Here is a 14,201-nt window from a genome sequence, read left to right on the forward strand (position 1 = left end):
TAAAATGTCTGCAATAGCAATCTTCTTCTGAGTTTACTCTTAAACAGATTAATTATACAGCCCTGCCATTTATTCTTTAAAAATCATTTCAAAACTTAGGGATACATGTTAAAACAAATACATTGATCATTAAATTAATGCTTTATTATAAGTGATTCTGTTATGTTGATTCGTTTTATAGGCTTAATTCTGTTGATGCATACCTCTCTCATAATAGCCAAACCTTTAACAGTAGGCATTGTATCTTACGATCCCCCATTTACTGTGCGTGCAGATAATGATCATTACTTTGGTTTTGATATAGAGCTTATGAGCAGTCTATGTACTGAAATGAAAACCCAATGCCAGTTTAAACCCATGCCCTTTAATCAACTCTTTACCCAATTAAATAAAGGAACAATCGATTTAGCCATTGCCGCAATTATCATAACCGATGACCGACAAAAACAATTTACATTTAGTCTTCCCTATTTAGTAAGTAACGCACGTTTTATTACCACATCAAAAAACTCAATCACGTCGATGGATGATTTCAATAAAAAAAATGTAGGCGTGATACAAGGAAGTATCTTTAAACAATGGATCACCCTTAAATTGCCAGGAATATCCATTACAGAATATCCTACTACAGAACAATTAATCAGTGCATTGAATAATAATGAAGTGGACGGTATTTTGATGGATGATTTTTCAGCAGACTATTGGATTATTAATAATCAGCAGTCTTTTACAGGGATTGGAGAACCATTACTTATAGGGACAGGCTATGGAATTATGGCTAAAAATGACTCTTTGACACTCATTACGAGAGTGAATAAAGCGCTTAGAAAAATTACCAACAATGACATTTATATGACTTTATATAAGAAATATTTTCATACCATTCCAACACACTGATTCATTTTTAAGAATTATAAACGACTAAGGACAGCCCATGAGATTTTTCAAGATCTTAAATCAAATAAGTACCCTAATTTTAATATTAATGGTTCTCTCCTCTTGTTCTTCGACAACGGGAGAGACACACTCGCATAAGAGACCTGGAGGAGGCTACCACCCATCGGGACACCCAGGACGTTAATATTAATAAGAGGTAGTTACTTCTTGAGATGAGGCACTGATGAATAGGGAACGTTTAATACGGAACACGCAAGTGGCCCTATATGCTAAAGTGATTTTGCTTTTTATATTCTCTATAGCTTTATCTTTCGCAAGTGAACATCCCGTGTCAAAAGTAGTTATTCCTAATACCATTCCAGAAATCTTTCAAGAAATAGACGAATACAGCGCGGCTCTTGATAAAATGCTTGAGATGAAGCAACTAAGTAAAGTGCATTATCATGTGTTCGCGATTTTTGAATTGGTAAACGCATACCTAAATTAAGCCAAGCTGTATCACATGCACAATTAAAGATGATTCAAAAGCATATTGCTGCCATTAAAAAACTAGCCACTCAAATGGATGCAAGTAGTGATGCAAATGACTCCTTGGCAACTCAAGACCAATTGAATAAACTAAGAACCATTATCAATGAACTCCACACGTATTACTCCATTAAAAAACAGGTACAATAGCAACCTGTAACTTTCTTTTTGATGAGTGACGCACTAATTAATAAATTGAATCCTCCCTAAATCAATGTATAGTTGAGTATAGGGATAATGATACGTATTTTATCCACGCACCATCAGCCAGGGATGATAAGTTACAATGCCCCATAAACATCAAAAGAAAAACAACGGGTTCAAAAAATTTCATATCTGTTTGTGGGTTATACCCCTTATGATTTTATTGGTTTTTATCAAATTTTTTATTCATCGTTTTAATTTAGAATTTGTAGCCGTAAGTCCTCTATTTACCAGCACGATGGCCGGGGCCATTTTTATCATCAGTATTTTACTTGCTGGAATTTTGGCAGATTTTAAAGAGGCCGAAAAATTTCCAGCAGAAATCCGAGCAATTCTTGAAAATATATTAGAAGAAGCAACCCTTTTTCATCAGAAAAATAAGGCGTTTGATTTAAAAAAAATTCATACCACCATTAGTCAAATAGTTCGGCTCTTTTTTAAAGGAATAGATCATGAAGGAGATCACCACGATTTAGATCCATGCCTAAATGCTATCAATCAATTGGCATCTTCTTTTTTAGAGATGGAACAATTAGGGATGCCACCTAATTTTCTTGTGCGATTAAAAACAGAGCAAGGGACATTGCGAAAAATAATCTTACGCATATATCAAATTCAAAGAACTCAATTTATTCCATCCGTCCATATTTTGGCAGAATCCTTAATAGGCTTTCTCACCTTGTTTCTTCTGTTCTTAAAGACTGAAGGATCTCCAGAATCATTTATACTTTTTGGCTTCATTGCTTATTTCTTCCTCTATATCGGACGTCTCATCAGAGTATTAGAAAAACCGTTTAGAGAGGGGCATGAAACCATGGATGATGTGAGTCTTTTTCTCCTTCGAGAGATGAAATGATAACAACGTAATCCCTATTGACATAACGCATCATCCCCCATAAAACTAATTCTGATTTGTTAAATGACAAGGAATGCATTTGGGATTCTGTAAAAAAACTCCAATTAAAGATCATTTATGTGTTCGACACTAAAAGATAATAGATTTTTAGAGCACCACCCACTTAATAGTTCATTCAATGTCAGGAGCCAGTTGCCTAATTCATTAATAATGCCTATCTTAGTATTTAATAAAGGTACACTAAATCCGTAAATGGATTTTTCAAGATAACAGGGGCATTCTTTGAAAAGCAACGGACATAGAGCATCACGGCTGAACAAGTTACCAAACACGATAAAACGGCCACCCTTTGAGTGTATTGCACTTGTTTTACAAGGAGGAGGCGCTTTAGGTTCCTACCAAGCAGGAGTCTATGAAGCTCTTGCAGAGGTTGATCTCTTTCCTGACTGGGTGGCAGGTATATCAATCGGTGCTATCAATGCCGCAATTATAGCAGGCAACCCAATCAATAATCGGGTCGCACAACTTAAACTATTTTGGGAACATCTCAGTGCGAATCCTTTACTCGATTGGTCAAGTGTCGTTGCTCCAATAACGTCTACCCATATCCTAGGGCGTAACCTGTTCAATCAGACAAGTGCCTGGTCAAGTTTAATGAATGGGGTGCCTAATTTCTTTATCCCTCGCAATCCCGCCCCTTTTTTTTACCCCGATGGAACAATTGAGGCGACAAGTTTTTATGATCTTAACCCTCTTAAAACCACGTTAGAACGTTTTGTAGACTTTGACAGAATCAATAATGAACCGATTCGTTTTAGTGTAGGAGCCGTCAATGTAACCTCTGGCAATTTCATCTATTTTGATAATACAACGCACACTATTCGTCCTGAACATGTCATAGCAAGCGCATCACTGCCCCCAGGTTTTGCCGCCACTGAAATTGATGGGGAATTCTATTGGGATGGGGGGTTGATTTCTAATACCCCGCTAGAGTGGGTAGTTGAAGGTGAGACGCGTCAGGATACTCTTGCCTTTCAAGTAGATCTTTGGAATGCTCAAGGCACACTACCACGTTCTATTGCCGAGACCATGACTCGCCAAAAAGAAATCCAATATTCCAGCAGGACACGTGCCAGTACTTTTCATTTCCAAAGACTCCAAAGTATTCGCTGCGCACTTGCCAGTCTGCTTTCCAAATTACCGCCTCATTTATCTGAAGGCAAAGAAGCGTCCCTTCTTAAAGAAATAGCGGATCACAAAGTATATAATATTGTGCAATTGATTCATCGCCCAAAACAATATGAAGGACATTCCAAAGATTATGAATTCTCTCTTTTAACCATGAGAGAACATTGGAATGCGGGTTATGCAGACACGGTGAGAACGCTTCAATACCCCCAAATTTTTAAGCGTCCAAGTCATGAAGAAGGCGTATTAACCTTTGATTTATCAAGAAAAGTATAAATCTTAAAGAATAAAAAATTGGGAGCATGATTTTCACATCACCCACCGGATATTGGTTTTTTTCCCATAGGGTTTTGTAATAGCCGCGCGTAGTTGGTGGTACTAATCCCCGCAGTTTTATTACCGTGTATATCACGCGGATTAGGGCAAATTTTTAATCAGATACTCAGAGCAATTTCTTTGATTAATTTATCGTAATAAAATAGAAATAACTAGATGTCAACGTAAAGAATGATTGTCACGTATCATCGTAACAGGCACAATAAAATTATCATCCCAGTTTAACTAATTTAAATGGAATAGATATGGAGAACCTTTTTGGTTGGAGCGAGGTGTTTGATTATAGGCTTTATTTCAGAGGGATCATTATCACACTCTATGCGATAATTCTCTTTAGAGCGAATTCAAAGTAGCGGTTTTAAAACGTTGCCAGAAAGTGCAAACGTTCTGTTTAAAGCAGGTAAAGGACAAAAAGGTCTGCAGGCAGAAGAAGTTGAACTCATATAGTCACTAATTAGTAGCCTATTTATCTCTATAAATAAATCTTTAGTTTACTAAAATACAATTAATTAACTTTTAAGACAAATAAAATTCAAGGAGGAATAGATGAATAAACGAGTTGCTTTAGTAACAGGTGGAACAGGAGGTATTGGAACAACTATCTGTCAAGAGATGCACCAATTGAATTATCAAGTAGTTGCCTGTTATTTCAAAAATGGTGATCACGATTTAGCAAGAGCTTGGCAAGCGCAACAAGTAGCTCAAGGATTTGAGATTGATATTGCTTATGCGGATAGTTCTTCATTCAAAGACTGTGAACACTTAACGGATTTGGTCATAGAAAAATACGGTACAATCGATGTGCTCGTCAACAATGCAGGGGTTACCAATGATGCAACATTAAAAAAAATGTCGCAAGAACAATGGCATGATGTGATTAATGCGAATTTAAATAGCGTTTTTAATATGACGAAAACTGTATTACCCACTATGTTGGATAATAAGTACGGTCGCATTATTACTATTTCTTCTATTAATGGCCGTAAAGGTCAGTTTGGCCAGTGTAATTATTCGGCAAGTAAATCAGCACTTTATGGATTTACTAAAAGCTTAGCCCAAGAAGTAGCTAAAAAAGAGATTACGGTGAATACAATCTCACCCGGTTATATTAAAACTGAAATGCTTGCATTCATCAAGGAAGATATTTTAAATTCTATCATCGCTCAAATTCCAGTGGGACGCTTAGGAAATCCCCAAGAAGTCGCTCGATTAGTTACTTTTCTTGCTGATGAGCAAAGTGGTTTCATTACAGGGGCAAACTTTGATATCAATGGTGGCCAATACATGTAGCACCATGCGCGTGCGAATATTTAGAAAAACTCCGGAGAGAAGGCGAAGATAAAGTCAGATGACTTTCCAAACGCTATGCTGCGTTCAAGCAGCATAGATGTCTTTTTTGAAAAAAACCGATGTAGTTACAGGGAGTGTACTCATGAGATTAAAAAATAAAACAGCCCTAGTTACAGGCGCTGCCAGTGGAATAGGTAAAGAAATCGCTTTTGTATATGCCAAAGAAGGCGCAAAAGTTGCTATTGCTGATTTCAATTTGGAGGCAGCACATGATGTTGTTGACGAAATAAAATCCCAAGGTGGACAGGCTATGGCAGTAACCATGAATGTCGCTGACGAACAACAGGTCAATGAAGGTGTTGATGCCGTCGTAAAACAGTTTGGCGCAGTGGATATTCTGGTCAGCAATGCAGGAATTCAAATCATAGAATCAATCGATAAATTAGCCTTCTCCGATTGGAAAAAAATGCTAGCCATTCATTTAGATGGTGCCTTCTTAACTACTCGTGCGGCTCTAAAATATATGTATGCTTCAGGTAAAGGTGGAAGTATTATTTATATGGGATCTGTTTATTCTAAAGAAGCCTCTGTTCTTAAAGCACCTTATGTTACAGCAAAACATGGTTTGATTGGTTTATGTCAAGTAGTCGCTAAAGAAGGTGCGGCTCACAATGTGAGAGCTAATATTATTTGCCCTGGATTTGTCCGCACTCCTCTGGTGGATAAACAAATTCCAGAACAAGCTAAAGAACTAGGTATCAGTGAAGACGAGGTCATTAAAAAAGTAATGCTTAAAGATACCGTTAATGGTCAATTTACTACCACCGATGATGTAGCCCAAACTGCTTTATTTTTTGCATCATTTGAATCTAATGCGTTAACCGGACAATCTCTTATTGTCAGTCATGGATGGTTCATGGAGTAAATCATGGCAAACCAAAGTAAACTATTCGGCACTTACAGTACTGCTATCAACGTAGCCCCAAGGTTAGGTTCATGAAAAAATGGAGGCTCTTTTTTTATTGCATAAAACCCATTGATGCTTGGCTTAACACCATCAAACGATTCCTGCACCTCATCGGGTTGAACCACATCAATTTGTTCCAGGCGAATAATCTGTTGTTCCTGCCTGTCTAAAAGCTTACGATACCTCTGATTACTTTCTTCTAATTGTTTTGTAACTACAGAGAGTTTGCGTTCGGCATCACATATTCGGTCTGCTATCTCAACAAAGCTTTTCTCTTTATTGGTTAAAAAGTCCTCTAATCTTTTTAAAAAAGCAGCTCGCTGTTCTTTGTCTTGAATAACCATGTTAGAGAAGGTTTCAACTGTTCCACTTAAGACAAGTCCAACAGCTCTCGCCTGTTCGACCTCTTTTCCCATTTTCACTTTAATGTCATCAATTTCTTTTATTTTATCAGATAATTGATTTTGATTTTCTTTATACGCCTGAACAACCTGTTCTAATTGTTTTTGAGTATTTTCTAATACTTGAGACTGCTCCTCTACAGAACCTTTAAGGGATGTGGTGGTATGTTCAAGATCAACCTGGGTTGCACGAAGTTTTTTTTCGGTATCAGTCAGCTCAATGATTTCTGATTTTAATGTGTTAATCTGCTCACAAAATTGATCAACATTTTGGGTAAGGCGCGTATTTTCTTTCTGGAATACATCGATTTCAATAGCCAGTTGTTCGCGTAAAAGTTCTAAAGTTGAAATAACCGAATCCAGCAAATCCACAAGACTTGAAATTCCTGCCTTCAAATGTTCGATATTGTCTGTATTTTGACTCTGATGATTATCAAGAAGAATGCTAGTGGCTGTATAAACAATTATCGTAACAATACTGAGCGTAATAAGGGCTGCTAGATTTGCAATGAGTCCAATCATCAAAAGAGGTATGGTGAGCACTGCACCTGCGGTAATTTTTTGCCCCAAGGGGATTTCATTCCAGAAACTGGCAGCACGTGACAGCCAACTGGAATTGTTATTCATTGATTGAATCAGTTTATTAAGATCTTCTTTAATTTTTTGTATTTTATTTTGAGTCGTTACGATCTTTTCAAAACGTTCTTCATCTTTTTTTGTTTTCTGAGCGAGAGTGTCCTGTTCCATGTGTTCTGATTGATGGATTGAAGACACCAACTCAAGTTCCACTTTTTGATACGACATGATTCTTCCTTACAACGAATGGGTCATCCATTTTTTTTAAATCGAAATGGTGTCACCTGATTATCAGAGTAAAATTACGATAAGCAGGGTAACGGATAACCTCTTAATTATTGAGTTAATTACCAGTACCTTTTTTACGTATTGGATTGAGGTGTATCTGCGGTTTTTGAAGCAGCGTATAAAAACCGTGAAAATAAGGTCTTAAGGTTGCTTATTGAGAGGGGAAATTGATTTTTAATATTCAGAATGTTACTCATTACCACGTTTCCTTAATTTGGTTTGAAACAACAATCAACCGAGCGCTTTTCCTGGAACGGTTAAATCTTGGTCATTCTATCGGATAAATTGTGCTCAGTCACTTTCTTTTTTATGAACTTACAGTCTTGATGTTCCTCCAAACAGAAGAATTGTTTAAATCCTATCAATCAGGAAATAATTTATTGTTCTTATCCTTACTTACCGCACATGGTTACCCACAGAATTTGTGGATAATTTTATGAAACTGTATTTGGAAGGTATTTATTATTGGGAACAGTGAAGGCTTTATATATAGAGATCTCAAGCTTAAGTGTTCCCCAAAAAAAACATTGAACAGTAAGTTACATTAAAAAAATGAGTACTATAGTTTCTTAAATTCATTCTTATTGATGTATTAAAAATAACATATTGAATTAAATTTAAACGTTTATTTATTAGGGGCGATGGGGTTTTTGCCTATCTAAAGGCATTTTAGATTAAAATTACTTAAAAATTTAAGCGAATTCGGGAATATCTGGATTGTCTAGCGTGAAAAACCGCTTTATTTTCTTGAATGTTTCAATAAAAAATTCAGTGGTTGACGGCTCTTTTAAGCGGCAATTTGAGGTATCCAGAGGCGCTGAAATACCAGCAAGACCCTTAGCACGACGCATAATCAATGCATTTAACAGGTTAATGCGCTCAATATCCAGATGATAAAATCCATGTTCGGCTTTCCCTACTCTCTTTTGTTTTAAACCCATTCTACCAAGTAACATAGAAAGGAAGCGTAAAGGGTCGCGTTGCAAAAGTTGCGCGGAGGGAACGGAGATGAGCCCTTGAAGAATGGCACGATGTTCTTCTATCCAGGTTACAAAACCACTGTGAAGAATGGTGTCTTTGGTGTATTGATAATCGTGAAGCGCTAAGGTCTGATGGGTTGTGGTTAAATGCAGTGTTTCCAGCACTTTTTTATAAAGCAGTTGCAAGGTACTAAAATGCGTTAAATCCGCTGCAAATTGCGCCCCATCTTCAAGTTGGGCAACGAACCGTTTTTGCGCAAGGGCTGCATCACCCAAAGCAAGCTCTAAGGCTAATACCTGTTTTTTAAAGCGTCCATCATTATCCATATTCGCCATGGCGGTAATGGATACTTCATCTCGTTCCGACAGATTATAAAACTCAATAAGCTGCTGTTTTTTATACTGCCTGGATTCGCTCATTGTTTTGCGTGGTTTTTGAGCAAGCGCTACTAATTGAGCCGCGGTTAAGGGTAGCTGCTCCTGGCTGATAAGGGAGGCATCTTGTTCAATGCAGGCATTTTTAAATTGACGCAATTGTTGTTGGGTGGTTACATCAAGGGTGGTATCAAAATAGGTGAGCTTCATGCCATCATGTAACGCCAGCAGGGCAAATTGTTGGTAAAAATCATTAAAGCTTGCATGACGCGCCTGGGTCACTAAAAGAGTTAACTGTTCGTAATCAGGGTTTAGAATGATACGTTGTCCCTCTTTATCCAGATTCATGAGGCCAATATCATACTGATGTGTGTTTAACCACTTAGAGGCAATTACTTGCGGGTTTAAGGATTTAAAGGCTTGTCGTTTATCACAAAAGACGTGCAAGGTTTTGTGGTTTCGGATTCGTCCTAACGCTTGCATGCAATCATTGGCGGTATTGACCTGTGCGTTAAACACACCGCCTACAAAATCAAAATGGCCGTTATCAATAGAAACACCGGTACTCACCGATGGAGTACATACCAGGTAATCATAACGTTTTGACACTTCATTGACGTTATTAAAAAAAGCCTGATTTTCAGTGTCACCCGCATTATCACTGGAAATATAAAGACCTTTCTTTTCAGGAAAGGCCATGTTCAGCGCTGAATAGGTTTTAAAGGCTTCCTTTTTGGAATTAAAGGCGAGATATACTTTTTGTTCTTGCTCTAAAGCCTGCATGGCGGTCATTTGCACGCTTTCGGGGCTGTCGTGAAAGGCTATTTGGCGCGCACTTCCTGGCTCAAAGCGGTTAAAATGAATGGTGACGGGTTGATTAGGGCAAAATCGTTGAACCATTTGTACTGTTGCTTGAGACAGATGTGCATCAAGGCAAATCAGACTTTTGGCATTTGTCATGACGTGTTGCAGTACAGAAAATATCAGGGGTTTTTGTTCAATATGGGAAGTCAGGCGTGCAAGAACCTGTTCGATTTCATCAATAATGACCACATCATAGTGTCTCAGTGAGCCTTCTGCGGTGAGTTTTCCTAAAGAATTGAGGCAAATGGCCAGGCGATGCTCGATTTGTAAGTCAAAATTATCACATTCATTGTAGCTGGTTAATCCTAAACGAGAAGCTGCACTTTCCACTAATGAAATAAGATGGGTCGTGAATAAAATGGATTGTTTGGGGTTTTGTTTCACCAGGTGTTCTACGATGGCCGTTTTTCCTGTACCAATGGCAGAACGCACTAAATGTACGCCCTCTCGTTTAAATACATCATTGGGTAAATAACGACTGTTATAGGATAGCTTTACGCCATCTCTAAATTGACCAGGTGCCACCGCTCCATGGGCATGTTGGTTAAAATGTCGTAATTCATGCCATAAGCCTAAATGGATATCAGGTTTTTGGGGGATGGTTGAGACTAAGCGATTTAATCCGTCTAACCGATGTAAATCATTAAAGTCAGTAGCCTCTTTAATCAGTTCTGAATCGAATGTTGAAAAATCAGGCGTGCAGACCAAGGTGCCTCTTAGTTTAAAAGCAGTACGGTTAGCTTGAATGAGTCCGGTGTTGCCTAAAACCCTACCAAATTTAGTTTTAATATCGGCTTTTTGCCAGTCATTATCAGCCCAGATAATAATCTGTGTTTTAGGATAGTGGCGTTTTAATGATTTACATACAGGGAGCAAGTTAAAAGCATCAAGGGCTGCAAAGACAGGCTCACCAATCGCACGATGGATGCTGGCAGCAGTTGCCACCCCTTCGCATACATGAATGGTGCATATTTTTTCAGGTAAGGAAGGACAACCTATCAGCGTAAAATGACCTTTTTTAGATAAGCCTTTAGTAAATCGTTTCTGGCCGTCATTAAAAATGCGTTGCAGACCTAAAAAAGTATTATGGGTATCAATAATGGCTACTGCAATGTGATGCTTGGCGTGTTTAATTCCTGGAATAATACCCTCGGATAACCCTTTTCGTTTGAGGTAGTGACTATCGCCCGTATCAGGCATGGATTGCCAGGATTCTTTATCACGAGCAATCCAGTCAATGGGATTGATTTCTGGTGTTATTGGCTCAATACGGGGTTTAATTGCTGTCTTTGCGGGTGATGAAAAAAGCCCTCCCCTCGCCTCTTGCCATAGTGCTTTAAGTACGGACTTGCTATCAAAGCGCTCAGAGTGACCACCGTGTCGAAAGGTGTAATAGGTCAAAGCGAGATAGGGGATCCCATCGCTGTTATATTCTATCGTTGCGCGATAGCTTTGTTTTTTAGCCGGTTTATCAATGTAATGCCATCGATTATCTACGATTAGGCTGCTTACAGGTGTTCGTAGGTCTTCCCCATGAATATTCAGAAATGCAATTGCCTCATCAATCAATCGAGCCTCGATGGAGTGCTTGTTCTCCGTTGCCCACTGGGCAAAAGACTTACTACTCACTCGTTCTGACGAGTTATTATTCTTATTAAAAAATCCCATTATACATGTCCCTTACACCAAAAAATCTTGATGTTTATAGGGAACAAAGCTAAACTAGTCAGTGTGTTGATCCAAAAATTTCAATTTTATTGAGTATTTTTGGTGTTTAGCTTTGTTCCGAGCTAATTGTTATATTTTGTTGAGGAAGAGTTTGCAGACTTTTCCTCAATGCTCTTAATTTACGATATACCTCTCATCATTTTATTGTCCTTAATTTAATCACCCAACATTAACTAACTAGTTCATATGGCTTGCTATTAAATTACAAAATCTCTTTGTGTACAACTACTCTTTCAATACTCTATAACAACCCAATAAAATCCGCAATATATCGTTATAAAAAATAAAAAACACGGAATTTAGAATTTATCACTTGATAAATAACGAATTAACCTATAAATTTAAATTTCATCTTTTTTATAAAAAGGAAATAAATGAAAAATCAGGCGGGAATTGAATATATAAGATCATTAATAGCTCGTGGAGAAAGTGTTTTACGACAAATAGAAGAAAGTGGAAGGACACCAAACAATAAAAAAATATTGGAAAGAAGATGGTCATTGAAAGAAGCTGCTGAGTTGGTGGATAGATCAAGTAGTTCTATTCTTAAAATACAAAATCAACTGATTGCTGATGGACTTCTTGATAATCTTGAAAAATATGAATCAACGAATCGAATTTCTGGTTATACATTAAAACAGATAAATCAATTTAGAAGTCATTTTAAAACTTTTCCAAGAAGAGATTCGTCTTTAGATGACTGCTTAACTTTGGCCATTCAAACTTTTAAAGGAGGTGTTGGAAAATCAGTGACCAGTGTTGCCGCAGCGCAATATTTTGCCACCATGGGGTATAGGGTTTTATTTATAGACATGGACTCACAAGCGTCTTCTACGAGTAGCTTTGGTTATATTCCTGATCGCGATATTGATGACAATAGTACATTGTTACCATATTTCAAAGGGGAAAGAGATAGTTTGCATTATTGTATTAGGAAAACATATTGGGAAGGATTGGATATTATCCCATCAAATTTACAACTTTATAATCTTGAGCTTGGTATAGCAGAACAAATCAGGGATTTGCCAACAATTGAAAAAAATTATGTTTTTACAGAGCTTAAGCAAGGAATTGACACGGTTAAAGATTCATATGATTTAGTTATTATAGATAGCCCACCTGCATTAGGTTTTACTTCGATGAATATTTTATGTGCGGCAGATGCCATTATTGTTCCAACACCGCCAGCACTTTATGAGTTTAGCTCTACTGTTCAATATCTTAGAATGATAGAAAATGTCATTGAAATGATAAATTCTGAAAAAGAATATAGATTCATTAAAATCTTAGCAACAGATGTTTTCCCAAATCAAATTAATCATAGAGAATTTCTCCCTATTATGCAGGATGTATTTGGGTATCATATGATGAGCAAGTATTTTTTACATACTACTGAAATAGGTAATGCTGCCATTGATTTTCAAACTGCACTAGAGGTGCGAAGGCCACAAAAAAGAGCTCTTAACATTATTAATTCTTTTTGTAAGGAGATTGAAGTAGAAATATGGAAAACATGGCCAAGCAAATTTAAGAAATTAGAAAAAGAAGGAAAATTTGTATTAGGAGGTGAAAATGTCTACGCGTAAGAAAAGATCTCTTTCTGGTGTTATAGCTAATGATTCGGAGGTAGCAGTAATTAATAATAAAATTATACTACCTGCTACATCAAGGACTTTGAATCAAGATAAAAAAAACAATCATAGCGAGGCAGTTAGAGGAACAGAGTTTTTAGTTGAACCATCTGACTGTCGTCCTTGGAAATTCCATAATAGAGATAATGTTTGGATGAATGTAGATAAATGCCAAGATCTTATTTCTTCTATTAGAAAGAATGGACAAAAAGTTCCTATATTTGCACGAAAAATAGAGAATGATCCTGATGGGAAAAATTGGGAGATTATAGCGGGAAGAAGAAGATGGTTTGCATGTAATCATTTGGGTATAAAAATTCGCGTTAAAGCAACAGATGCTAATGATCGTGAATGTGCGATTTTAATGAATTTAGAAAATAAAGATAGAAATGACATTAGTGAATTTGAAGATGCTATAAGTTTCAAACAACAACTTGAAGCTAATTTATTTGACAGTCAAGATGAGATGGCTATAGCTCTAGATCTTAAAAAGAGTAAGCTGTCTAAAATGTTATCTGCTGCTAAAATTGTAGAATACAAAGAGATTATAGAACTTTTTAAAGATATTACCCTATTAAAAATTAACCCAGTATATTCTCTAGTTATATTGTTAGAAAAGAGCAGTATGAATGAAGAGCTAATAATTAAAAAAGCAGAATATTTGCGCGATGTAATATCAAGTAGAAAATCACCAATAAAAACTAATGTTATTATTAATGAATTAATAGGCTCAGTAGATAATGAAGATAAAAAGAAAAACAAAACATATAGGGCGTTTAAGTTGGATGAAAAAGTAATAATTAAGACAAATGAGATAACTTCGAGAAAAGTTGTTTTCGAACTTAATAAATCGAATTTAATCAACTTTAGCCCTGAAGAAATCAAAAATGTTGTATTAGAAGCATTAAATGAGTACATGGCTGAACACTCAGTTTCATAAATGAAACTGAGTGTAACTATATGTTTTTAATAGATTTATAAAAAAATAAACTTGGATTTCTCATATTAAAAAATGAAACTGCATTAGTTGGCGGGCTAATTTTTAATGTTGATGTAATTAAATCATTTTTGGTTTTTTAAAAATGATTTAAA

The 14,201-nt window shown here is 36.6% G+C and carries 11 protein-coding genes and 1 pseudogene; 10 read left to right on the forward strand and 2 right to left on the reverse strand.

Features of this window, described 5'->3' with window-relative positions; all coding sequences use genetic code 11:
- The first annotated feature begins 162 nt into the window (after positions 1–162).
- The 8 genes and pseudogenes from LFA_RS17830 to LFA_RS17855 all read left to right on the forward strand — a co-directional run bounded on the left by LFA_RS17830 (position 163) and on the right by LFA_RS17855 (position 6,224).
- The gene (locus tag LFA_RS17830) at positions 163–897 is read left to right on the forward strand and encodes a transporter substrate-binding domain-containing protein (RefSeq protein ID WP_231865955.1); all 735 of its coding nucleotides are present in this window, start codon (positions 163–165) and stop codon (positions 895–897) included.
- A 223-nt stretch (positions 898–1,120) separates the two neighbouring features.
- Entirely contained in the window at positions 1,121–1,384 is a 264-nt protein-coding gene (locus tag LFA_RS20420; RefSeq protein WP_231865956.1) for a hypothetical protein, read from the forward strand.
- A 29-nt stretch (positions 1,385–1,413) separates the two neighbouring features.
- Entirely contained in the window at positions 1,414–1,575 is a 162-nt protein-coding gene (locus LFA_RS20425; RefSeq protein ID WP_231865957.1) for a hypothetical protein, read from the forward strand.
- 136 nt (positions 1,576–1,711) lie between these two features.
- The gene (locus LFA_RS17840; RefSeq protein WP_045097797.1) at positions 1,712–2,485 is read left to right on the forward strand and encodes a hypothetical protein; all 774 of its coding nucleotides are present in this window, start codon (positions 1,712–1,714) and stop codon (positions 2,483–2,485) included.
- A 282-nt stretch (positions 2,486–2,767) separates the two neighbouring features.
- Positions 2,768–3,949: a patatin-like phospholipase family protein gene (locus LFA_RS17845; protein WP_084602256.1), complete on the forward strand. Its 1,182-nt coding sequence runs from the start codon at positions 2,768–2,770 to the stop codon at positions 3,947–3,949.
- Between the two features lie 402 nt (positions 3,950–4,351).
- Positions 4,352–4,456, forward strand: a pseudogene (locus LFA_RS19650) (cold-shock protein); the annotation flags it as partial.
- 99 nt (positions 4,457–4,555) lie between these two features.
- Complete coding sequence (gene phbB / locus LFA_RS17850; RefSeq protein ID WP_045097798.1) at positions 4,556–5,299, forward strand: acetoacetyl-CoA reductase; 744 nt, start codon at positions 4,556–4,558, stop codon at positions 5,297–5,299.
- A 142-nt stretch (positions 5,300–5,441) separates the two neighbouring features.
- Positions 5,442–6,224 (forward strand): 3-hydroxybutyrate dehydrogenase, encoded by a 783-nt coding sequence (locus LFA_RS17855; RefSeq protein WP_045097947.1) that lies wholly within the window; start codon positions 5,442–5,444, stop codon positions 6,222–6,224.
- A 32-nt stretch (positions 6,225–6,256) separates the two neighbouring features.
- Here the strand turns inward: LFA_RS17855 and LFA_RS17860 are convergent, their stop codons facing one another.
- Entirely contained in the window at positions 6,257–7,471 is a 1,215-nt protein-coding gene (locus tag LFA_RS17860) for a LegC2/C7 family Dot/Icm T4SS effector (RefSeq protein ID WP_084602257.1), read from the reverse strand.
- Positions 7,472–8,223: 752 nt separating this feature from the next.
- Complete coding sequence (locus LFA_RS17865; RefSeq protein WP_045097799.1) at positions 8,224–11,418, reverse strand: plasmid replication protein, CyRepA1 family; 3,195 nt, start codon at positions 11,416–11,418, stop codon at positions 8,224–8,226.
- Positions 11,419–11,852: 434 nt separating this feature from the next.
- Between LFA_RS17865 and LFA_RS17870 the strand changes: the two genes are divergently transcribed.
- Both LFA_RS17870 and LFA_RS17875 read left to right on the forward strand, forming a co-directional pair.
- Positions 11,853–13,064: an AAA family ATPase gene (locus tag LFA_RS17870; RefSeq protein WP_045097800.1), complete on the forward strand. Its 1,212-nt coding sequence runs from the start codon at positions 11,853–11,855 to the stop codon at positions 13,062–13,064.
- The gene (locus LFA_RS17875; protein ID WP_045097801.1) at positions 13,051–14,049 is read left to right on the forward strand and encodes a ParB/RepB/Spo0J family partition protein; all 999 of its coding nucleotides are present in this window, start codon (positions 13,051–13,053) and stop codon (positions 14,047–14,049) included. The genes LFA_RS17870 and LFA_RS17875 overlap by 14 nt, the downstream gene beginning before the upstream one ends.
- Positions 14,050–14,201 lie beyond the last annotated feature (152 nt).

The sequence above is a fragment of the Legionella fallonii LLAP-10 genome (assembly GCF_000953135.1).
Classification (GTDB): domain Bacteria; phylum Pseudomonadota; class Gammaproteobacteria; order Legionellales; family Legionellaceae; genus Legionella; species Legionella fallonii.